20 protein-coding genes and 1 other RNA gene are annotated in these 22671 nt (G+C 53.8%); 10 read left to right on the top strand and 11 right to left on the bottom strand.

Annotated features, from left to right (window positions below):
* Positions 1 to 136 precede the first annotated feature (136 nt).
* From CVE23_RS06115 to CVE23_RS06090, 6 genes are all read left to right on the top strand, one after another.
* Positions 137 to 1330: an efflux RND transporter periplasmic adaptor subunit gene (locus tag CVE23_RS06115; protein ID WP_038918202.1), complete on the top strand. Its 1194-nt coding sequence runs from the start codon at positions 137 to 139 to the stop codon at positions 1328 to 1330.
* A gap of 16 nt (positions 1331 to 1346) precedes the next feature.
* The gene (locus CVE23_RS06110) at positions 1347 to 4493 is read left to right on the top strand and encodes an efflux RND transporter permease subunit (RefSeq protein ID WP_038918200.1); all 3147 of its coding nucleotides are present in this window, start codon (positions 1347 to 1349) and stop codon (positions 4491 to 4493) included.
* A gap of 170 nt (positions 4494 to 4663) precedes the next feature.
* Positions 4664 to 4915 carry a type B 50S ribosomal protein L31 gene (locus CVE23_RS06105; protein ID WP_038661187.1) on the top strand — a complete coding sequence of 84 codons (252 nt, stop codon included), beginning with the start codon at positions 4664 to 4666 and terminating at the stop codon, positions 4913 to 4915.
* A 15-nt stretch (positions 4916 to 4930) separates the two neighbouring features.
* Positions 4931 to 5074, top strand: a complete 144-nt coding sequence (gene ykgO / locus CVE23_RS06100) for a type B 50S ribosomal protein L36 (protein ID WP_013316871.1) — start codon at positions 4931 to 4933, stop codon at positions 5072 to 5074.
* A gap of 507 nt (positions 5075 to 5581) precedes the next feature.
* Complete coding sequence (gene tomB, locus CVE23_RS06095; protein WP_042859087.1) at positions 5582 to 5950, top strand: Hha toxicity modulator TomB; 369 nt, start codon at positions 5582 to 5584, stop codon at positions 5948 to 5950.
* 53 nt (positions 5951 to 6003) lie between these two features.
* Complete coding sequence (locus tag CVE23_RS06090; RefSeq protein WP_009114000.1) at positions 6004 to 6207, top strand: HHA domain-containing protein; 204 nt, start codon at positions 6004 to 6006, stop codon at positions 6205 to 6207.
* 297 nt (positions 6208 to 6504) lie between these two features.
* Here CVE23_RS06090 and ffs read toward each other — a convergent pair.
* Positions 6505 to 6601, bottom strand: an RNA gene (gene ffs / locus CVE23_RS06085) — signal recognition particle sRNA small type.
* A 166-nt stretch (positions 6602 to 6767) separates the two neighbouring features.
* On the opposite strand from ffs, the gene CVE23_RS06080 reads away from it, so the two are divergent.
* The gene (locus CVE23_RS06080) at positions 6768 to 7097 is read left to right on the top strand and encodes an MGMT family protein (RefSeq protein WP_100849115.1); all 330 of its coding nucleotides are present in this window, start codon (positions 6768 to 6770) and stop codon (positions 7095 to 7097) included.
* 28 nt (positions 7098 to 7125) lie between these two features.
* Here the strand turns inward: CVE23_RS06080 and CVE23_RS06075 are convergent, their stop codons facing one another.
* Positions 7126 to 7686: a YbaY family lipoprotein gene (locus CVE23_RS06075; RefSeq protein ID WP_049854165.1), complete on the bottom strand. Its 561-nt coding sequence runs from the start codon at positions 7684 to 7686 to the stop codon at positions 7126 to 7128.
* A 252-nt stretch (positions 7687 to 7938) separates the two neighbouring features.
* On the opposite strand from CVE23_RS06075, the gene tesB reads away from it, so the two are divergent.
* On the top strand, positions 7939 to 8802 hold the full coding sequence (tesB, locus tag CVE23_RS06070) for an acyl-CoA thioesterase II (protein WP_100849114.1): 864 nt from the start codon (positions 7939 to 7941) through the stop codon (positions 8800 to 8802).
* Between the two features lie 92 nt (positions 8803 to 8894).
* Here the strand turns inward: tesB and amtB are convergent, their stop codons facing one another.
* The 5 genes from amtB to CVE23_RS06045 all read right to left on the bottom strand — a co-directional run bounded on the left by amtB (position 8895) and on the right by CVE23_RS06045 (position 14954).
* On the bottom strand, positions 8895 to 10187 hold the full coding sequence (amtB, locus tag CVE23_RS06065) for an ammonium transporter AmtB (RefSeq protein ID WP_038661206.1): 1293 nt from the start codon (positions 10185 to 10187) through the stop codon (positions 8895 to 8897).
* Between the two features lie 42 nt (positions 10188 to 10229).
* A complete protein-coding gene (glnK, locus tag CVE23_RS06060; RefSeq protein ID WP_002208627.1) occupies positions 10230 to 10568 on the bottom strand; it encodes a P-II family nitrogen regulator in 339 nt (112 codons plus the stop codon).
* Between the two features lie 294 nt (positions 10569 to 10862).
* Entirely contained in the window at positions 10863 to 12656 is a 1794-nt protein-coding gene (locus tag CVE23_RS06055; protein ID WP_100849113.1) for a SmdB family multidrug efflux ABC transporter permease/ATP-binding protein, read from the bottom strand.
* Positions 12649 to 14415: a SmdA family multidrug ABC transporter permease/ATP-binding protein gene (locus CVE23_RS06050; protein WP_049842512.1), complete on the bottom strand. Its 1767-nt coding sequence runs from the start codon at positions 14413 to 14415 to the stop codon at positions 12649 to 12651. Before CVE23_RS06050 ends, CVE23_RS06055 begins: the two co-directional genes overlap by 8 nt.
* Before the next feature lie 77 nt (positions 14416 to 14492).
* Entirely contained in the window at positions 14493 to 14954 is a 462-nt protein-coding gene (locus CVE23_RS06045; protein WP_013316862.1) for an Lrp/AsnC family transcriptional regulator, read from the bottom strand.
* 177 nt (positions 14955 to 15131) lie between these two features.
* Here CVE23_RS06045 and CVE23_RS06040 point away from each other — a divergent pair, with 177 nt between their 5' ends.
* Together CVE23_RS06040 and queC are read left to right on the top strand one after the other, a co-directional pair.
* A complete protein-coding gene (locus CVE23_RS06040; RefSeq protein WP_038661218.1) occupies positions 15132 to 16184 on the top strand; it encodes a PLP-dependent cysteine synthase family protein in 1053 nt (350 codons plus the stop codon).
* A 126-nt stretch (positions 16185 to 16310) separates the two neighbouring features.
* Positions 16311 to 17006: a 7-cyano-7-deazaguanine synthase QueC gene (gene queC / locus CVE23_RS06035; protein ID WP_100849112.1), complete on the top strand. Its 696-nt coding sequence runs from the start codon at positions 16311 to 16313 to the stop codon at positions 17004 to 17006.
* Positions 17007 to 17118: 112 nt separating this feature from the next.
* Here queC and CVE23_RS06030 read toward each other — a convergent pair whose 3' ends face one another.
* The 4 genes from CVE23_RS06030 to lon form a co-directional block, all read right to left on the bottom strand.
* On the bottom strand, positions 17119 to 17493 hold the full coding sequence (locus CVE23_RS06030; protein ID WP_038918192.1) for a ComEA family DNA-binding protein: 375 nt from the start codon (positions 17491 to 17493) through the stop codon (positions 17119 to 17121).
* Between the two features lie 138 nt (positions 17494 to 17631).
* Entirely contained in the window at positions 17632 to 19512 is a 1881-nt protein-coding gene (ppiD, locus tag CVE23_RS06025; RefSeq protein ID WP_038918191.1) for a peptidylprolyl isomerase, read from the bottom strand.
* A 255-nt stretch (positions 19513 to 19767) separates the two neighbouring features.
* Entirely contained in the window at positions 19768 to 20040 is a 273-nt protein-coding gene (hupB, locus tag CVE23_RS06020; RefSeq protein ID WP_012770737.1) for a nucleoid-associated protein HU-beta, read from the bottom strand.
* A gap of 194 nt (positions 20041 to 20234) precedes the next feature.
* On the bottom strand, positions 20235 to 22598 hold the full coding sequence (gene lon / locus CVE23_RS06015; RefSeq protein WP_013316856.1) for an endopeptidase La: 2364 nt from the start codon (positions 22596 to 22598) through the stop codon (positions 20235 to 20237).
* Between the last annotated feature and the right edge of the window lie 73 nt (positions 22599 to 22671).

Here is a 22671-nt window from a genome sequence, read left to right as displayed (position 1 = left end):
GACTTTCAAGGGAAGCGAGATTTACATACATTCACGGATGTATGTAACATAGCACGAGCCTGAATTTATCGCAGCAATGGGTTTAAAAGCTTGTGATCCATTGGTCAATTAAAAATCGGATACTTGGGGTTTATCTATGAATAAAAACAGAAGGCTTACGCCTCTGGCGGCTATGCTGATGCTTTCTGGCGGCCTCGTACTCACAGGATGTGACAACAAGGCTTCTCAAGAAGGGGCCCATCAGGGAGGCGCACCGGAAGTCGGCATCGTTACGATAAAATCACAAACTCTGAATATCATCACCGAGCTGCCGGGACGCACAAGCGCCTATCGTATTGCCGAAGTACGCCCTCAGGTGAACGGTATTATTCTGAAGCGCAACTTTGTGGAAGGCAGCGACGTCAAGGCAGGCACATCGCTGTATCAGATCGATCCGGCCACGTATCAGGCCCAGTACAACAACGCCAAGGCCGCGCTGGTCCAGGCTCAGGCTAACGCGGAAATCGCGCGGTTGACCGTTAACCGCTACAAACCGCTGCTCGGCACCAACTACGTCAGCAAGCAGGATTACGATCAGGCTGTTGCCACCGCACGCCAGACCGAGGCGGCGGTTGCCGCGGCTAAAGCCAGCCTCGACAACGCGCAAATTAGCCTGAACTATACCCGCGTAACGGCCCCGATTACCGGTCGTGTCGGTAAATCCACCGTGACGGAAGGCGCGCTGGTGTCCAATGCGCAGACGACAGCGCTGACGACTATCCAGCAGTTGGATCCAATTTATGTGGACGTCACCCAGTCCACCAACGATTTCCTGCGCCTGAAAAAGGAACTGGAAAACGGCACCCTGCAACAGACCAATGGCAAAGCCAACGTTCAGCTGACGCTGGATAACGGCACCCATTATAACCAGCAAGGGACTCTGGAATTCTCCGACGTCACCGTGGATGAAACCACCGGTTCCATCACTTTACGCGCCGTGTTCCCGAATCCGGATCACAATCTGCTGCCGGGGATGTTTGTCCGCGCGCAGATGGATTCCGGCGTCACTCCCAACGCGATTCTGGTGCCTCAACAGGGCGTGAGCCGTACACCGCGCGGCGACGCTACCGTGATGCTGGTCGGCGAAGGCGACAAAGTGGAAGTCCATCCGATCACCACCGGTCAGGCCATCGGCGACAAATGGCTGGTGACGTCGGGCGTCAAACCGGGTGATCGTATCATCTTGACAGGCCTGCAGAAAATCAGACCGGGCATGCAGGTAAAAGCGCAGGAAGTGGCCGCAGGTAATGCGCAACAGCAGCAACCGCAGTCCCAACCCGCCAAGTCTTAACAGGAGCCGGTAATCCATGGCCAAGTTTTTCATAGATCGCCCGATTTTTGCCTGGGTCATCGCCATTATGGTGATGCTCACCGGGACACTGGCAATCCTGAAGTTGCCTATTGCGCAGTACCCAACCATTGCGCCGCCCGCGGTTCAGATTACCGCCAACTACCCGGGCGCGGATGCGAAAACCCTGCAGGATACCGTAACGCAGGTAATCGAACAGAACATGAACGGGATCGACAAGTTACTGTATATGTCTTCCAACAGTGACTCGTCAGGCACCGTGCAGATTACACTGACGTTCGATGCCGATGCCAACCCGGACATTGCTCAGGTGCAGGTACAGAATAAACTGCAACTGGCGATGCCGTTGCTGCCGCAGGAAGTGCAGCAGCAAGGCGTTAGCGTGCAGAAATCCAGCAGCAGCTTCCTGATGGTACTCGGTTTCGTCAGCGACGATAACAACATGACCCAGCAGGACATCGCGGACTTCGTCGGCGCCAGTATCAAAGACCCGATCAGCCGCGTACGCGGGGTGGGTGATACCCAGTTGTTCGGCGCCCAGTACGCCATGCGTATCTGGCTCGACCCGGACAAACTGAACAATTACCAGCTCACTACCAGCGACGTGGTCTCGGCGATTCAGGTGCAGAACAACCAAATCGCCGCCGGTCAGCTTGGCGGCACGCCGCCGGTTCCCGGTCAGAAGCTGAATGCGTCAATTATTGCGCAGACGCGGCTGAATTCGCCGGAACAGTTCGGCAATATTCTGCTCAAAGTGAATCAGGACGGTTCACAGGTTCGCCTGAATAACGTTGCCCGTATCGAACTCGGCGGCGAAAGCTACAGCGTCATCGCCCGCTATAACGGTCGTCCGGCCGCCGGTCTGGGTATTAAACTCGCTACCGGCGCCAACGCGCTTGATACGGCTTCAGCGGTAAAAGCGGAAATCACCAAATTACAGTCGAATTTCCCTGCCGGGCTGAAAGTGGTTTATCCGTATGACACCACGCCGTTCGTAAAAATCTCCATTTACGAGGTGGTGAAAACCCTGCTTGAAGCCATCGTGCTGGTATTCGTGGTGATGTACCTGTTCTTGCAGAACTTCCGCGCCACGCTGATTCCCACCATCGCCGTACCGGTGGTGCTGCTGGGAACCTTCTCCATACTGTCCGCCTTCGGCTATTCGATTAACACCCTGACCATGTTCGCCATGGTGCTAGCCATCGGCCTATTGGTGGACGATGCCATCGTCGTGGTGGAAAACGTGGAACGCGTAATGGCGGAAGAAGGGTTATCGCCCAAGGAAGCCACCCGCAAATCCATGGGGCAGATTCAGGGCGCACTGGTCGGTATCGCGCTGGTGCTGTCCGCAGTATTCGTACCGATGGCGTTTTCCGGCGGCTCGACCGGCGCCATCTACCGCCAGTTCTCCGTCACCATCGTGTCCTCCATGGTGCTGTCGGTGCTGGTGGCATTGATCCTGACGCCAGCACTGTGTGCAACCATCCTGAAACCGATTGCCAACCATGGCGAGAAAAAAGGTTTCTTCGGCTGGTTCAACCGTCTTTTCGATAAGAGCACCAATCACTACACCAACAGTGTCGCCAACATCCTGCGCAGCACTGGCCGTTATGTGGTGGTGTACCTGATTGTCGTGGCTGGATTGGGTCTGATGTTTACCCGTCTGCCAAGCTCCTTCCTGCCGCAGGAAGACCAGGGCGTATTACTGACAATGGTGCAGTTGCCGGTGGGCGCAACCCAGGAAAGCACGCAGAAAGTGCTTGATCAGGTTAACGATTACTACCTGCAACACGAAAAAGACAACGTGAACTCGGTGTTTACCGTTAACGGCTTCGGTTTCGCCGGTCGCGGACAGAACATGGGTATCGCCTTCGCCAGCCTGAAAGACTGGGATGAACGAAGTGGTGCAGCCAACAAGGTCGACGCAATTATTGGTCGCGCTTTTGGCGCCTTCTCGCAAATCAAGGAAGCGATGGTCATCCCGTTCAACATACCGGCGATCGTCGAGCTGGGTACCGCCAGTGGTTTTGACTTTGAACTGATCGATCAGAACAACCTCGGCCACGATAAGCTGATGGCCGCCCGTAACCAGTTGCTGGGAATGATCGCCCAACATCCTGACACGCTGGTGCGTGTTCGTCCCAACGGGATGGAAGACATGCCGCAATACCGGCTTGATATCGATCAGGAAAAAGCGGAATCGCTCGGGGTATCGATTGCCACCATCAACGCCACGCTGTCCACCGCGTTGGGGGGAACCTACGTCAATGACTTTATCGACCGCGGTAGGGTGAAAAAGGTGTATGTTCAGGCGGAAGCCAAATTCCGTATGCTGCCCAATGATATCCAGAAATGGTATGTCCGCGGCACCTCCGGTCAGATGGTCCCCTTCTCAGCTTTCGCTTCCGAGCGTTGGGAATACGGTTCGCCGCGTCTGGAGCGTTACAACGGCCTGCCGGCAGTAGAATTGGTGGGTGAAGCCGCTCCCGGCAAGAGTACCGGTGAAGCCATGGCGCTGATGGAAGAACTGGCGTCACAATTACCACCAGGAATCGGATTCGACTGGACCGGTATGTCCTATCAGGAACGACTGGCCGGTAACCAGGCGCCGGCGCTGATCATTATCTCCGCCATCGTGGTGTTCCTGTGTCTGGCCGCGTTGTATGAAAGCTGGTCGATTCCATTCTCCGTTATGCTGGTTGTACCGCTGGGTGTATTTGGTGCGGTGATGGCCGCCGGCCTGCGCGGACTGGAAAACGATGTTTACTTTAAGGTCGGCCTGCTGACAACCATCGGTTTGTCCGCCAAGAACGCCATTCTGATCGTCGAGTTCGCCAAGGACCTGATGGAGAAAGAAGGGAAAGGTCTGGTGGAAGCGACCCTGGATGCTGTACGTATGCGTCTGCGCCCCATTCTGATGACATCGCTGGCGTTCATTCTGGGCGTAGTACCGCTGGTAATCAGTACCGGCGCAGGCTCCGGCGCACAGAACGCGGTCGGTACCGGCGTAATGGGCGGGATGATCACCGCTACCGTACTGGCTATCTACTTCGTGCCGGTGTTCTTTGTCGTGGTGCGCCGCCGCTTCGGCAAGAAAAAAGAAGCGGACGACTCCCATCACGAGCACTCCCAGACCAGTCACTAACACATTCTATTGCTTCTCAAAGGCCGCTTATGCGGCCTTTTCCTTTTCAGGTTCAGGCCAGCATTCCCCTATCCCCCAGCCCTGCGATTTCCCTGCAAATCGTAACGTTGATCATCACGCCAAAAAAGCGCAGAATATAGATATGTTATAACATAACAAATGAGGCTGTCATGAAAGCGGGTATCCATCCCAACTACCGCACTGTGCTGTTCCACGATACCAGTGAGAATGTATTTTATAAAATCGGCTCTACGATCAAAACCGATCGAACCTATGAGTACGAAGGCGAAGTCTATCCTTACGTCACTATCGACGTTTCTTCCGCCTCTCATCCTTATTACACCGGCAAGCAGAAAGAATACGCCAAAGAAGGTAGCGCAGCGCGTTTCCAACAGCGTTTCGGCCGTTTTCTGAAATCGTAATCTGGGGAATTATCCATGCAGGTATTAAGTTCTCTTCGCAGCGCCAAAACGCGTCACAAAGACTGTATCGTGGTCAAACGTCGCGGGCGCGTCTATGTCATCTGTAAGAGCAACCCACGTTTCAACGCGGTACAGGGCAGGAAAAAGAAAAAACGCTAATTATTATTTGCTCAAAAACTATCGGAAGGTGTGCTCATCACCACACCTTCTGTCATTGCCCCTTCATCAATCCCCTTAAAAAACAAAAAGATAAAATAATTATCTTTTCATTCCATCAAAATCTTTACAAATAAAGACAAGCCAGAAAAATTAATTAACACTGTGATTCTTGCTAACAACGAAAAAAATTAAATATACTTGTTCCAGTGGCCGATAAATATATCACGGCTCACCGGAAGCAGCCCGCACCGATAGCAGTAATCGTCATAAAATTGGTTCGACCACACCGTAAACGTTGGCTTTTTTGCTATAATGAATTCAGAATGATTGTTGACAGTGACGTCGAGTCATTCTCTGGCATTCACCGTGTTACCCCTGTTCGTCTTAAGATTAAGGGAAATTGAGGCATACTGAGGGGCATTCTATCTTCTGCACTTCATCACACCACCTGTCTGGCCGAGTGGTGGCCCTAAGTGACACTGAATCGTAGCTTACGGAGGGATAGAAATGGATGAGTACACACCTCAACATTATGATATTGCCCAACTCAGATTCTTGTGTGAAAATCTGCACGACGAAAGTATCGCGACATTAGGTGACAGCAGTCGTGGCTGGGTGAATGATCCGACCTCTGCGGTCAACCTTCAACTAAACGAACTTATCGAGCATATTGCGGCATTTGTTGTTACCTACAAAATAAAATACCCGCATGAAGCGGCGTTATGTGAACGGGTTGAGAAATATCTGGACGACACTTATATTCTTTTCAGCAATTACGGTATAAATGACTCCGAGTTGCAGAAATGGAAAAAATCCAAGTCACAATTATTCAGAATGTTCTCAGAAAAGAGCATCTGTACGGTAGTAAAAACTTAAGCAATAATTTGTCTCATACTTAATTTAAATCCAGGAAAATTAACAAGGTCACTATGAAAAAAATCGACTATTTAATGCGTTTGCGTAAATGCACAACCATCGACACGCTTGAGCGTGTTATAGAAAAAAACAAGTACGAGCTTTCCAACGATGAGCTTGAAATGTTCTATTCAGCTGCAGACCACCGCCTGGCAGAGCTGACGATGAATAAGCTTTACGACAAAGTACCAACTGCTGTGTGGAAATACGTTCGTTAAGCATTAAAAACAGCAGTTTAAATACATAAAGACACTGTGCCGATATTCTGTCGGCCTTTGTTTTTTATGAACTGTAAAGAATAACACCCCCTTTGTAACAAGAAGTATCACGCATTACTTAAATTTCTCTTTATTAATTCATTCACTCTCCCCAGAATTAAATCGAACCTTTCTGATTAAAAACCTTTTCACCGAATTTATCGTATAAAAAACGTTGTACCTTTTATTGATAAAACATCAGGCGGGGATATTAGAAATAATGTTGAAGCCAGAGGGAGAGAGATAAAATGGTGGAGGCCCCGCCAGCTACATCCCGGCACACACGTCGCCTGCTGCGGCTGCTTCCTTCCGGACCTGACCGGGTCCACAGGTTAGTGTTGCGGGAGAACCAACGGGGCCTCCATTGACAGCTCCACAGTTGTGGAGCGGAGGGCATTATCGGTGATGAACTGGGCAATTGCAAGTTGCCGCCGCCTAACCGCTGTTTTCTTACCCATCGCCAGCTTTTATACTGCTGATACCGTTCATTCTCTACCGGTTTCAACATATTGGATCCCGCCATGATTACCGAAGCGGACAATTTTCGTCAGCGAGTCATCCACGTTATCGCCGCCATTCCTTACGGCTGCGTCGTTACCTATGGCGATGTCGCTCGTCTTGCCGGCTCGGCCCGAGCCGCACGGCAGGTAGGTGGTATACTGCGGGGGCTCCCCACAGGCAGCCAGCTACCCTGGTATCGGGTGATTAATCGAAAAGGAGAGATTTCGCTTACCGGCCCGGATTTTCAGCGGCAAAAATCGGCCCTTCAATCTGAAGGGGTGATACTGGATTTGGAAGGGAAGATCGATCTGGAGAGATTTCGCTGGCGGTACGTGCAGGATGTCCTGTAAGCAGGCACCGCCAGCGTGATTAACAATATTAATAGGATTGTGATGACGAATCTGAAACACCCTCATCGGACGCTGCCGGTGCATTCGGCGTCAGAAACCCGCCGGACTTCGCCGGCACCGGTACAGTCGGAACCGGTATCAGTGTCAGATCGGCATTATTCACCCCATTGCTGACCACCGGCATCACATGCTCGGTAATCAATGTCACCCGGTGGTTAATGGCAACGGCGGCACTGAGCAGGATACGGGCGTCCGGCCGGATTTCCGCCGGGTTATAAGGCAGCACAAACCGGAATGGCGCCTGCTGCCCTTCCGTGCGGATAACCCGCTGAGAGATCACTTTTGAAGGTGCATCCGGAATCGACGCATCGGATACGGTCACCGTCAGCACCGAATCCGGCGGCAACGCGATTTTTTGGCGAATATTGACTGTGCCGGTCACAGCGGGCATGCCGCTAACAGGTTGAGAAAGAGTCTGAGTCTGCCCCGTTGCCGGCGCAGTCGCTTCAGGAGCAACACCATGGTTATTCACACACCCGGAGAGCGCGATCGATACCGTAATACCACCAAAGATATGCCATAATCTCATAGGTAAGTCTCCTTAATTATTTTATCAGGATGACGGTCAGAAAAACCGCCACCTGTTAAGAAGTATGAACCAACCGGCATAACAATTATGGTGGAAAATTCCGATAGTTATCGTGTAATCACATTAACATCCCGGAACCTGCCAGTATCTTCATGTCTGAATTCGATGGAAAGCGTTCTTTTAGCGCACGACGAGCCATTCGCGTAATCACGATTAACCCAAATGCAGAACTATTAACCCAAAGGCAGAGCTATGAGCCAGGCATTACAAAATCTTCTCGAGTTGTTAAATCTGGAAAAACTGGAAGAAGGCCTGTTCCGCGGCCAGAGTCAGGATCTGGGGTTACGCCAGGTATTCGGCGGTCAGGTGGTCGGTCAGGCGCTATCTGCCGCTAAACAGACCGTGCCGGCTGACCGCTTCATTCATTCGTTTCACAGCTACTTCCTGCTTCCCGGCGACAGTCAGAAACCGATTATCTACGATGTGGAGACACTGCGGGACGGCAACAGTTTTAGCGCCAGACGCGTCAGCGCTATTCAGAACGGCCGTTCGATTTTTTACATGACCGCTTCTTTCCAGACACGGGAAAGCGGCTTTGAGCACCAGTGCGACATGCCGCAAGTGACGCCGCCCGACGACTTGCCGTCAGAGCAGGACATCGCCCGTAGTATGGAACATCTGATTCCGCCGGTTATGCGCCAGGTTTTTACCAATGACAGGCCGATAGAGATTCGCCCGATAAAATTTCATAACCCGTTGAAAGGTGAAGCCGCTCCGCCAGTCAGACAGGTGTGGTGCCGGGCCAACGGCACCATGCCGGATGACGAGCGAACCCACCAATATCTGCTTGGTTATACCTCCGATTGTCATTTTCTGCTCACGGCGCTGCAACCGCATGGCGTGGGGTTTCTGGAACGAGGAATGCAAGTCGCAACCATTGACCACGCGATGTGGTTCCACCGGCCGTTCCGGCTGGATGACTGGTTGCTTTACTCTGTCGAAAGCCCCTCGGCTTCCGGCGCCCGCGGGTTTGTTCGCGGCCAGTTCTATACCCGTGAAGGGGTGCTGGTGGCATCCAGCGTGCAGGAAGGCGTCATCCGGCGTCACGGTCAATAGCCCAGCGTCAGACGTAAAAAAACCACCTTTTTCAAGGTGGTTTTTTGTTTGGTATATGACGGTAACCGTTATTATCCGCTACCGAACGGGAATTACTGGTTGTATGCGTTTTCGCCGTGGCTGTTGACGTCCAGACCTTCACGCTCTTGTTCTTCCGGTACACGCAGACCGACAGCAATGTCTGCAACCTTGAAGGAGATGAACGCGGCGACGCCGGACCACACGATAGCGACGATCACGCTAAACAGCTGTACCCATACCTGATGAGCCATGGTCACACCCTGCGCATAACCGGTACCACCCAGCGACGCGGCGGTGAACACGCCGGTCAGCAGACATCCGACGATGCCGCATACGCCGTGCACCCCGAACACATCGCACGGATCGTCGACGCGCAGCCATTTTTTCAGTACGGTCACACCCCACAGGCCAGCAAAACCACCGGCAAAGCCGATAATCATCGCGCCGCCGATACCCACAGTGCCTGCGGCCGGCGTGATGGCAACCAGACCGGCGATACAGCCAGAACAGGCGCCCAGCAGAGACGGTTTACCGCGACTAATCCACTCGCCAACGACCCAGGCCAGAATCGCAGCGGCTGTTGCCACCACGGTGGTCAGGAACGCCAGACCCGCGATGTTGTTGGCGGCAGCGGCAGAACCGGCGTTGAAACCGAACCAGCCGATATACAGGATAGCGGTGCCCAGGAATACCATCGGCAGATTATGCGGCTTGAAAGCCTCTTTGCCGAAACCGACACGTTTGCCCAACAGCAACGCGCCAACCAGACCAGCCACAGCGGCGTTGATGTGTACAACGGTGCCGCCAGCGAAGTCCAGCGCGCCGTCTGCCGCCAGATAACCGCCGCCCCATACCATGTGGGTCATCGGCAGATAAGACAAGGTGAACCACAGTGCGGAGAAGATCAGTACGGCAGAGAAACGAATACGCTCACCCAGCGCACCAATCACCAGCCCCACGGTAATGCAGGCAAAGGACGCCTGATAAGCCACATGGATAAACTGGTAGAAAGTACCGCTGACAGAGTTGATATCAATGCCATTCAGCATGAAATTGGTCAGGCTGCCGAAGAACGGGCTGCCTGTACTGAATGCCACGCTGTAGCCATAAATCACCCACAGAATGCAGACCAGCGCAAAAGCCACCATAATCTGAGTCAGCATGGACAGCACGTTTTTGCTACGAATCAGGCCGCCGTAAAACAGCGCCAATCCAGGAATCGTCATGAACAGCACCAATGCGGTACAAATCATCATGAACGCATTGTCCGCTTTGTCCGCCACAGGCGCCGGCGTATCCGCCATGACCCATGCAGGAAGCATGGCAGCCGCTCCTAAACCTAATGACAAGGAAAGTTTCTTCATTTTCTCTTCATCCCTATTTAATAAGGCTAAATCAGGTAATTGTTATAGTGCGGCTTCGTCAGTTTCGCCGGTGCGGATACGGATGACACGCTGCAGTTCCGCGACAAAGATTTTGCCATCGCCAATCTTACCGGTGTAGGCGGCTTTACTGATGACATCGATAACTTCATCCAACTGGTCGTCGGCGATCGCGATGTCAATTTTCACTTTTGGCAAAAAGTTAACGCTGTACTCCGCGCCACGATACAGTTCCGCATGCCCTTTCTGACGCCCAAACCCTTTCACCTCAGTGACGGTGAGCCCCTGGATGCCTACAGAAGACAATGCTTCGCGTACGTCTTCCAGCTTGAACGGTTTAATTACCACAGTAACCAGTTTCATCCTCATCCCCCTAACCATGTAAGTTCAGGCCTGCGCCCGTCACTCTCAAATATGTCCACGAATCACTTAAAGCAAATCGTGTGCCATAAATGTTGAGCCGAAGCAAAAGCGATAAAACGCGACCCGTTAGGGACAGAACGGAAGATGACTGTATGAAGTATGGACAATGAACAGGAAAAACAGGAGCGCGCGACGCACAAAAATAGTGCATCGCGCTTGGTTTCAGTGCAGCGCACTGCACAACAAGGCGGGCTCTGCCAAATTATGGTGCGAAACGCTGCACTGCGTTGGCAGTCATGGTGCCTGAGATATCAGTTCGGAAGAATCGTGCGGTTGCGAAAAGGCCAACTCTCGGCTCGCCTGCTGCAACTGGTACATCTGGTAATAACGCCCTTCCTTCGTCAGCAACTGTTCGTGCGTTCCCTGCTCCACCGTTTTACCGTGGTGCAGCACCAGAATGTTGTCCGCCTCGACAATGGTTGACAGGCGATGTGCGATCACCACCAGCGTGGTATGAGAACGCACCAATCGCAATGCCCGCTGGATAGCCTGCTCGGTACCGGAATCGATATTGGCGGTCGCTTCATCCAGAATCAGAATTCTGGGAGCCGCCACCAGCACTCTGGCCAGCGCCAGCAACTGTTTTTGCCCAACCGACAGGTTGTTCCCCTGCTCGCCGATACGAGTATGAAGACCTTCCGGCATGTCTCGCACCAGCGGCGCCAGTTGCACCGCTTCCAGCACCTGCCAGACGTTTTCCTCACTGATGTCGCGCCCCAGCGTGACATTGGCGTACATGGAATCAGCCAGCACTACCGGGTCCTGTTGCACCATTGCCACATGCTGACGCAGCACCTGATGCGACAACGTCGGCAACGGACGATCATCGAGACGGATTTCCCCGCTATCCGGCACGTAATACCCCATTAGCAGACTTGCCAGCGTGCTCTTACCACTGCCGGTATGCCCAACCAACGCGACAAATCCGCGATCCGGCACGTGCAACTCGATGTCATGCAGCACCGGTTTGCCTTTATGGTAGGAAAACGTCATCTGATTGATATCGATACGCCCGCTCTCCAGCGCACGAACATCGTCACCATAACGCTGGCGGGCGCCGTCCATCAGCTCAAAAATACGCTCTCCCGCGACTACAGCCTGCTGCAACATTGACTGCTGGGTGGTGAGTTCAATCAGCGGCTCATTCAGACGCCCCAGATAGTTGATAAAGGCATACAGCACCCCCACCCCGACGGAACCGACCGAACTGAACCCAAACTGCAGCAACAGACCGCACATCACCAATGCCGAAAACAGGCTCAACAGCGGGCGCAACAGGAAACCGTCCAGCCGTAGCGTCTGCATGCGCGCATCATAATGCGACCAACTGGCGTCACTCAGCTTTTTGCCAAACCGTATCTGCTGGCGAAACTGCTGGATAACGCTCATGCCGCTGATGGACTCGTTGAAACCATCGTTGATGTCCGCCAGGTAACTGCGCATCCGCCGGACAATCGGCGTGCTGTAGCGTTGATAAATCACCATGACAATCGCGACCGCCGGAAAAATGGTCAGCGCCACCAGCGCCATGCGCCAGTCCAGACTGAACATGGCTATCAACATCGCCCCAATCAGCGCCGCGCTGCGCAACACGCTGCCCACTACCATCACATACAGATCACGAACCACTTCCGTATCGTTGGTCACGCGTGAGATCAATTGCCCGACCGGTTGGGTATCGAACACCGCTAACGGTTGACGCAACGCCGCATCCATCACATCAATGCGCAGCTGTTGCACGACGCCAACCGCCACCCGGTTGAACATCAGCGCCTGAACATAATGCAATAGCGCCGCAATCCCCTGCAGCACGATATACCCTGCCGCCAACCCGGCCGCCATCATCAGCGGAAATTCGCCTTTGCTCACCAGATGGTCAATGAAATAGCTGACCAGTACCGGCCCCGCTACTTCCGCGCCCGCCGCCACCCACAGCAGCAAAACTCCGGCCCCTACCGTTTTTTTCCACGGCAGACCGTAAGCCAGCAACCGCTTCAGCGTCGGCCATAATGCCCGGGAATTACTCATGCGGTCGCTCCTCATGGGGTGAATCATCCAGCGCGGCTTCCAGTTGTTGATAACGATACATATCGCGATACCAGCCGGCCTGCTGCGACAGTTGCCCATGATCGCCGCATTGCGCGACATGCCCTTGCTGCAACACCAGAATTTCATCGGCATCCACCAGCGCCGACAAACGATGCGCGCTGATAATTAGCGTTCGCCTCTGCCCCCACTGACGCAAATTACTCAAAATCTGGTGCTCCGTGCGACCATCCACCGCAGACAACGCATCATCCAGCACCAGCACTTCAGCCTCCAACAGCAGCGCACGGGCAATGGCGATGCGCTGTTTCTGGCCACCAGACAGCATCACCCCCCGTTCGCCGACTTCGGTCTGATACCCCTGCGGCAAGCGAAGAATATCGTCATGCACGTTTGCCAGCCGCGCCGCTTCTTCAATCTGTTGTTGGGAAGCATCAGGGCGTCCCAGCGCAATATTGTTGGCTACCGAGTCCGAAAACAGGAACGGCGTCTGGCCGACTACTGCAAATCGGCTTCGCAGCTCATCCAGTCGAATCTGGTTTAATGGCTGTTGGTGATAGGTAATCTGCCCTTGTTCGACATCAAAATAACGCAGCAGCAATGCCAGCAGCGTACTCTTGCCGGAACCGGTCGGGCCGCAAAGCCCCAGGGTTTTCCCCGGCGCCAGCGTAAAACGGACATCATTGAGCACCGACGCCGAATGCCCCGGGTAATGGAAGGCAGTAATCTCCGCAACCAGCGTTCCCGGCTGGGCAGGCAGCGCCTGAGAGCCATCCACCACCACCGGAGCCTCAGACAAGAGCTGACGGATGCGGCTATAGGCGGCGCTGCCGCGCTCGACAATATTAAACATCCAGGCCAGCGCCAGCATCGGCCAAATCATCAGGCCAAGGTACATCACAAAACTGGTCAACGACCCCAACGTCATAGAACCATTAATCACCATCCAACTGCCGCCCCCTACCGCCAGCAGGTTGCAGAAGGCCACCGCGATATAAATCGTCGGGTCGAAACGCGCATCCACCCGCGCCACTCGCATGTTTTTCTGACCGGCGTCGGCGGCGACCCGGGCGAAACTGCCTGACTGGTGATCTTCCAGACCAAACGCTTTAATCATGCGGATACTGGTGAGGCTCTCCTGGGCATGGTCATTGAGCGAGGAGAATGCCGCCTGCGCGTCTTTGAAACGCTGATGCAACTGCGTACCATAACGTTTGATGATCACCGCCATCAGCGGCATCGGCGCCAGCGCTATTAGCGTCAGTTGCCAACTGAGTTGGGTACACATCACCACCAGTACCGCGCACCCCATCACCAGCGAATCCACCAGCGTCAACACCCCTTCCCCGGCGGCGAAGACCACCCGGTCCACGTCATTGGTCGCGCGAGCGATCAGGTCTCCGGTGCGATGGCGAAGGTAAAAAGCAGGATGCTGTCGGCTCAGTTGGCGATAGAAATCTTCACGCAGCTCAACGGCCAGTTGATAGGCTGCGCCAAATAGCCAGATGCGCCAGAAATAGCGCAACAGATAGGTCAATAACGCAACCAGAAGAATCCCGCCAATCCACCACAGTACCGTGGTCGTGGCCATTTGACGCTGCGTTACGCCGTCGACAATGATGCCAACCAGTCTGGGCGGCAGCAATTGCAGGATAGCAATCACAATCAATAGGATTACCGCCCCCAGATAGCGCTTCCATTCACGGCGGAAATACCATCCTAGTTGAACAAAAAGTCTCACGCGATTTCAGTCCATTAGCTACAGAATTATGATGCAGGGAACAGATTATTATACATAAAGTGTATGGCGAATAAATTTTATACCTGCAGGGGCAAAGCCGTTGTCTGTTTCATGCACTCCATAGCGAAACTGGATGTGACATCAACCAACCCCGGTATGCCATTGACCAACCGTTTGTAAAAAGCGTCATAGCTTTTCATATCCGCCACCTGAACCTGCATCAGATAATCGTATTCTCCCGCCATACGGTAAAACGCCAGCACCTCCGGCATATCGGAGACAAAATGGGAAAACTCCTGGTACCAGGCGCTATTGTGCTGCTGGGTTTTCAACAACACAAATGCCGTCAGCCCCAGCCCCAGCTTTTCATTATCCAGCAAAGCGACGCGGGACTTGATGTACCCGTCATCTTCCAGCCGTTTTAGCCGTTTCCAGCAAGGAGTGGACGTCAGGTTCACCGCCTCGGCCAGCGCCTGCAACGACAGAGTACAATCCTGCTGTAGCAATGACAGCAGCATACGATCGGTTTTATCCAGCATATCGACATAAAAGAGAAAAATTTTCTCTCATTAGCCCTTTTTAAAAACAAAAAGGCAATCTTTTTTTCTGCAAAAAACGATACGCTAAATCCTATCCTCGCCATTGTGCGTACGCGTTGCGTCGGATGGCGAAACAGACTTTGAAAACATAATTCTTATTCAGCAGGACAACATCACATGACCAGCACCTGGGTACGCGACGCCGTCAGCGCGATTGAGGCCGATTTTCAACGTTCGGCAGACACTCACCTGATTCGCCTGACCTTGCCGGACTACCCCGGCATCTACTTTTACCTCAAGGATGAGAGCACGCATCCGAGCGGCAGTCTGAAACACCGCCTTGCCCGCTCCCTGTTTCTGTACGGTCTGTGCAACGGCTGGATTAACGAGGGCACGCCGATTATTGAGGCCTCGTCCGGCAGTACCGCCGTGTCGGAAGCCTATTTCGCCCGCTTGCTGGGACTGCCGTTTATTGCCGTGATGCCTGCCTGTACAGCCAGACGAAAAATCGAACAAATCACGTTCTATGGCGGGAATTGCCATTTCGTTGAACAATCCGGCCAGATTTACGCCGCCTCCGAAGCGCTGGCCAAAGAGCTGCACGGCCACTACATGGATCAGTTCACGTACGCCGAACGCGCTACCGACTGGCGCGGCAATAACAACATCGCGGACAGCATCTACCGGCAAATGGAACGTGAACCGTTCCCGGTACCGGACTATTTGGTGATGAGCGCGGGCACGGGCGGTACTTCCGCCACGCTGGGGCGCTACATCCGTTACAAAGGTTTGGATACGCAACTGGTGGTGGTGGATCCGGAAAACTCGGTGTTCTACGACTGCTATCGCCAGCAAGATCGCACACTCACCGGGAAATGCAGCAGCCGTATCGAAGGCATCGGCCGCCCGCGCGCCGAGCCGTCGTTTATCCCCGGCGTGATCGACGACATGATGAAAGTGCCCGACGCCGCCAGTATCGCCACCCTTTACTGGCTGGAACGGATTCTGGGGCGCAAGGTCGGCCCGTCCACCGGTACCAACGTCTGGGGTATGCTGCAACTGGCCGGGCAGATGGTGGCGGAGGGGCGCCGCGGTGCGATCGTCACGTTGCTGTGCGACAGCGGCGAGCGCTATCTCGACACTTACTACAATCAGGATTGGGTACGCGCCCAGATTGGCGATATCACCCCTTATCTTCAGCAACTGACTGAAGGATATCGAATTCCGTGACGCTATCCCGGGAGGCCGCGTTCCCCTTACGCTGAACTGCGCCGGGATTTCAGGTACCATAGCCGCCAGAATATGGTTGACGGATAGCGGCCGCCTGGCGGCTCCCACGCATGAGGGTGAACGAGAATGACAAGCGCAGTTGTAGTTTTCAGTGGTGGACAGGATTCCACCACCTGCCTGATACAGGCCCTGCAGCAGTATGATGAAGTCCATTGCGTCACATTTGATTACGGGCAACGCCACCGCGCTGAAATCGACGTCGCCGCGGAGCTGGCGCAGACGTTGGGAGCCAGAGCGCACAAGGTGCTGAATGTCGGCTTGCTCAACGAACTGGCGGTCAGTAGCCTGACCCGTGACAATATCCCTGTCCCCGAATTTGATGCCAATGCCGACGGGTTGCCCAGTACCTTTGTTCCCGGTCGAAACATTCTTTTTCTGACGCTGGCCTCGATTTACGCCTATCAGGTGGGCGCGGATACCGTTATCACCGGCGTCTGCGAAACCGACTTTTCCGGCTACCCCGACTGTCGTGACGAATTCGTCAAGGCGTTGAATCAGGCGGTAACGTTGGGTCTGGCAAGAGATATTCGCTTTGTCACACCGCTGATGTGGCTCAACAAGGCAGAAACCTGGGCGCTGGCGGACTATTATCAACAGCTTGATACCGTTAGAAACCATACGCTTACCTGCTACAACGGCATTAAAGGAACGGGGTGCGGGCAGTGCGCTGCATGCCACCTGCGGGCAAAAGGGCTGGCGGAATACCAGCATAATCCATCGGCCGTGATGGCTTCCCTGAAGCACAAAACCGGTCTGAAATGAAGGTACCGGTACCAGACAAGCCAACGCTCGTCTGGTACTGATCTTTCACATTCAGTTTTCGCTACTGTCGGGGAATTGCATTTTTGCCAGTTTTCCCCGACGATGCTCCGACTTACAGGCGCAAGCGGGACTGGTTACGCTCGATCAGCGCACTGCCGATTCCCGGCACTTCCTGCAGTTGTTCAATCTGGGTAAACGGCCCATTTTGCTCACGATAAGACACAATCGCCTGCGCCTTTTTCAGTCCTACCCCATTGAGCGCCGCGGCCAGTTGTTCCGCCGTTGCGGTGTTAATACTCACTTCCTCTTCATCTGTCGCCGACGTGGTCGCCTTTTCAAGCTTCTGCTCCGGCGAAGCGGATTTCACCGCAGCGACGCCGGTTTTATCCGGCGCCGTCACGGCTGGCGCGGCATGAAGCCACGTTGATACCCCGGCAAAACTCATCCCCACAATCAGACATAACGCTTTAATTCCTGAATTTTTCATGCTGCTTCCTCCTTGTGTTTGACAGCCCGGTCACAATGCCCGAGCCTTCAAAACACGGCAAACAGCAAACTAAAAATGTGGAAAAGGCCGCGAAAGCGGCCTTTGGATGTTGCAGTGATTTGCAAAATTCTGCGAGGTTTATTGCACTTCTTGCGCAGCGCTACCGTACTTGATCTTCGCCTGACTGCGCAGGCTCGTCAGCAGGGTGTCAAACAGCGCGCCTACAGAACTCTGTTCCACCTGGGCGCCGAACTGTTTCTTCTGATCATCCGACAAGACATGCGGTTTCACTGCGTCCAGCGCGATCAGCACGACATTGCCGGCCTGATCCTGAGCCACCGCGTAAGAAGGCTTGTCTTTCTTCGGCTGCTGCATCGCAAACACCGTTTCGGCCAGCGCATCGGTCTGCCCGGTAGAGGACATCTCTTTCGCTGCGCTAAAGCTCAGGCCAGCAGCCGTCATGCTGTCGGTTTTCCCCTGATAAAGGTCAGCCATAATCTTTTCAGCTTCAACCTTGGCCTGTTGTTCGGCTTTCTGGCGTTTCAGCGTCTGAACCACCTGATCGCGCACCTGATCCAGCGACTGGGTCGCCTCCGGTTTATGTTCGGTCACGCGCAATACAAACGCACGGTCGCCTTCAACGCTGATCACATCCGAGTTATTACCCGGCGTGCCATTCTCGCCGACTAGCGAACCACCGAAAATAGCCTGGGTGACCGGCTGGAAGTTCAGTGCAGCCGGCACATTGTCACGCGTAAACCAGTCGGTCTGAACCGCTTTGATATTGGCGACTTTCTCAGCGGAGACCAACGATTCATTATCATTGCTGGCGGCTTCGCTGATTTTCTGCTGCAGAGAATAGAACGCATCCAGCGCTTTCTCGCGTTTTACCTTCTCCGCCAAATCGGCGCGAACTTCGTCCAGCGCCTTGACGCGCTGCGCCTGAATATCATCCAGACGAATAATCAGGTAGCCGACCGAGGATTTGATGACGTCAGACAGCTGGCCTTTCTCTTTCAGACCGGCCTGTTTGATTTCATCTACCGTAGAGCCGTTATCCATCCAACCCAGGTCACCGCCGTTGCGACGGGAAACGATGTCGGTAGATTTCTCTTTAGCCAACGCGGCAAAATCAGCGCCTTTCTTCAGTTGCTCCAGCGCGGCTCTGGCGTCTGCTTCGGTTTTCAACTGAATGACGCTGTATTTTTTACGTTCCGGCTGGGTGAACTCACTCTTATGCTGCTCGTAGTAGGCCGCGATATCGGTGTTATCCACCTTGGTTTTATCCATGATGGAAGCGGCATCCAGCATGATATAGCTGACTTTGAACTGTTCAGGCGCCAGATAGCGACCCTTGTTCTGATCGTAGAAGTTTTTCACTTCCTCATCAGAAACGGTCTGGTTCTTGGCGCGAGCGCTCAGATCGATAGTTGCCGTGCGAATGGTGCGATCCTGCGCCGCCATCGCCACCAGGTTATCGAGCTCCTGCTGCAATACGAAGTCAGTATTGCCCAGCCCGCGAATCAATTGCTGGGTTAACAGCTGCTTGCGCAGAAACTGCGCGTAGGCATCCGGCGTCAGCCCCAGCTGACTCACCTGCGCCAGGTATTTATCATTATCGAAACGGTTGTTGGTCTGGAACTCAGGCACGGAGAAAATCGCCTGTTTGACCTGTTCGTCGCTGATATTCAGTCCCAGATTATGGGAATATTGAACAACCAGCGTTTCGTCGATCAGCTGTGACAGTACCTGCCTGCGCAACTGCTGCATATACCCTTCGTTGGCAGCCAGCGCGGAGAAATTCTCTCCCAGCATCTCTTGCTGACGACTGCGTTCGTTCTGTACGCCCTGCTCTAGCTGAGCCCGGGTAATTTCCTGCCCATTCACCTTGGCCGCGTAATCGCCTGAACCTCGTATCAGGTAATCCCCCACGCCGGTCAACACGAATGAACCAATAATCAAGGCAAGAATAATTTTCAGCACGACGTTGTTAGCGGCCGCGCGTAAATTGTCCATCATAATGTGACAACACTCCGCTGTAGAATGGATAACACTTCCCCTGCGCAGGCCGTAGCCATGCCTCCCTGCTATTGCTATAGCCGCATTCGGCTAGGGCGCACTCAAGTATTTGCCTGATAACAGTAATCTTAATGACCTGTAAAAAAAGGCACATCATACCATGATGCGCCTTATATCTTACCCTACCCAGTACGCCGAGTCAGGTAGTTGTTTGGACTGGAAAACCGTCCCACCTCAGATTTTGCTACTTAATCATCAATTCACTGAGTCTTTCAGTGCTTTTCCAGCACGGAAACCCGGCACTTTAGCGGCCGGAATGCTGATTTCTTTCCCGGTTTGCGGGTTACGGCCGGTGCGTGCTGCGCGCTCACGCACGGAGAACGTACCAAAACCGACTAAAGCAACGTCATCCCCTGCTTTCAGAGATTCAGTAACAGACCCAATAATTGCATCCAACACACGCCCTGCTGCCGCTTTGGAAATATCAGCATCTGCGGCAATTTTGTCGATCAATTGTGACTTGTTCACACTCTCATCCCCTCTGAAATACTGTCATTACGCCAGAGCGCCCAGCGCAACACGTAGCTTTATCAATTCAGTCAAGCCGCAGACTACCAGCCAGCAGGCTCAACAGTGCTCTAACTTAGCGGCACGAAAAAAGGCTGGCAAGCACCATTTTACTTACCAGCCTTTATTTTCTCAGTGGTTTTTGCGATAGGTCACTATTTTTTGGCTACCGACTTCACCACATCCATGCCATAAGGCGAGTTCTGCAAAGCAATAGTGAGCACTTCCTCAATGCGTTTGACCGGGTGAATCTCCAGATCGGCAATCACATTCTGCGGAATCTCTTCCAGATCGCGCTTGTTCTCTTCCGGAATCAGCACGGTCTTGATCCCGCCGCGATGCGCGGCCAGCAGTTTCTCTTTCAACCCGCCAATCGGCAGTACCAGCCCACGCAGGGTGATTTCACCGGTCATCGCCACATCGGCGCGCACCGGGTTGCCGGTCAGGCAGGACACCAGTGCGGTACACATGGCGATACCGGCGCTCGGACCGTCTTTCGGCGTAGCGCCTTCCGGCACATGCACGTGGATATCGCGCTTTTCATAAAAGTCGGAGTTGATCCCCAGCTTTTCCGCTCTGGCGCGCACTACGGTCAGCGCAGCCTGAATCGACTCCTGCATGACCTCACCCAGCGAACCGGTATAGGTCAGCTTGCCTTTGCCCGGCACACTGGCGGTTTCGATGGTCAGCAAGTCGCCGCCCACTTCCGTCCAGGCAAGGCCCGTTACCTGACCCACGCGGTTCTCTTCGTCCGCACGGCCGTAATCGTAGCGTTGAACGCCAAGATATTCCTTCAGGTTATCGCCGGTGATCTGGATATGCTTGAGTGCTTTATCCATCATCAGCGATTTCACCGCCTTACGGCACAGTTTAGAGATCTCGCGCTCCAGACTACGCACCCCGGCTTCGCGGGTGTAGTAGCGAATAATGCCGATAATGGCGCTATCTTCGACCGTCAGTTCGCCTTTTTTCAGGGCGTTGCGCTCAATCTGTTTCGGCAGCAAATGCTGGCGGGCGATATTGAGTTTTTCGTCCTCGGTATAACCGGACAGACGAATCACTTCCATACGATCCAGCAACGGCGCTGGAATATTCATGGAGTTGGACGTCGCCACAAACATCACGTCGGACAGGTCGTAATCCACTTCCAGATAGTGATCGTTAAACGCCACGTTCTGTTCCGGATCCAGCACTTCCAGCAAAGCGGAAGCCGGGTCGCCGCGCATATCGGAGGACATCTTATCGATCTCATCCAACAGGAACAGCGGGTTTTTCACCCCCACTTTGGCCATCTTCTGAATCAGCTTGCCCGGCATGGAACCGATATAGGTACGGCGGTGACCACGGATTTCCGCTTCATCACGCACGCCGCCCAACGCCATACGCACATATTTACGACCGGTGGCTTTGGCGATCGACTGACCCAGAGAGGTTTTACCCACCCCCGGCGGCCCGACCAGACACAGGATCGGCCCTCTGATCTTGCTGACACGGCTCTGCACCGCCAGATATTCGAGGATACGTTCCTTGACGCGTTCCAGACCATAGTGGTCGCTGTCCAGCATCTCCTGGGCTTTAACCAGATCTTTCTTCACCTTGCTGCGCGCCTGCCACGGTACCTGCACCATCCAGTCGATGTAGCTGCGCACCACGGTCGCCTCAGCCGACATCGGCGACATCATACGCAGCTTCTGCAACTCGGCTTCAGCTTTTTCACGCGCCTCTTTCGGCATGCTGGCGGATTCGATCTTGCGTTTCAGCGCTTCCTGTTCGTCAGGCGCGTCATCCATTTCTCCCAGCTCTTTCTGAATGGCCTTCATCTGCTCATTCAGGTAATACTCGCGCTGGCTTTTTTCCATCTGTTTTTTAACGCGGCTGCGGATCCGTTTCTCCACCTGCAACAGGTCAATCTCGGACTCCATCATCGCCATCAGGTATTCCAGACGTTCGGTCACGTCGGACATTTCCAGCACAGACTGTTTGTCCGCCAGCTTCAGCGGCATGTGCGCGGCGATGGTATCGGCAAGACGCGCCGCATCATCAATACTATTAAGAGACGTTAATACTTCAGGGGGAATTTTCTTATTCAGTTTGATATAGCCTTCAAACTGATTGATGGCCGTGCGCATGAGCACTTCCTGCTCACGCTCTTCAATTGCCGGCGACTCCAGGTATTCCGCCTGGGCCGCAAAATGTTCTCCGCTGTCAGAGAGTGTCGTGATGCGCGCTCGCTGCAAGCCTTCCACCAGCACCTTTACGGTACCATCAGGCAGTTTCAGCATTTGAAGAATAGAGGCGACCGTCCCTACCGAGAAAAGATCGTTAACACCAGGCTCATCCGTTGAGGCTTCTTTCTGTGCCACCAGCATGATCTTTTTGTCGTGATCCATAGCCGCTTCAAGGCACCGAATTGATTTCTCCCGACCAACAAACAACGGAATGACCATGTGCGGATAAACCACCACATCGCGCAACGGCAATACGGGGATTTCTATGCGTTCGGAACGCTCAGGGTTCATAGAGCTCTCTCTTAGTTTCGTTTCCGCCAGGTTAAGGGAATCCGTGAACGCGGGCATCACGGGTTTCACCTAT

The organism is Dickeya fangzhongdai (assembly GCF_002812485.1).
In the GTDB taxonomy this organism is placed as follows: domain Bacteria; phylum Pseudomonadota; class Gammaproteobacteria; order Enterobacterales; family Enterobacteriaceae; genus Dickeya; species Dickeya fangzhongdai.
This window is presented reverse-complemented; position numbering and strand designations above follow the sequence as displayed.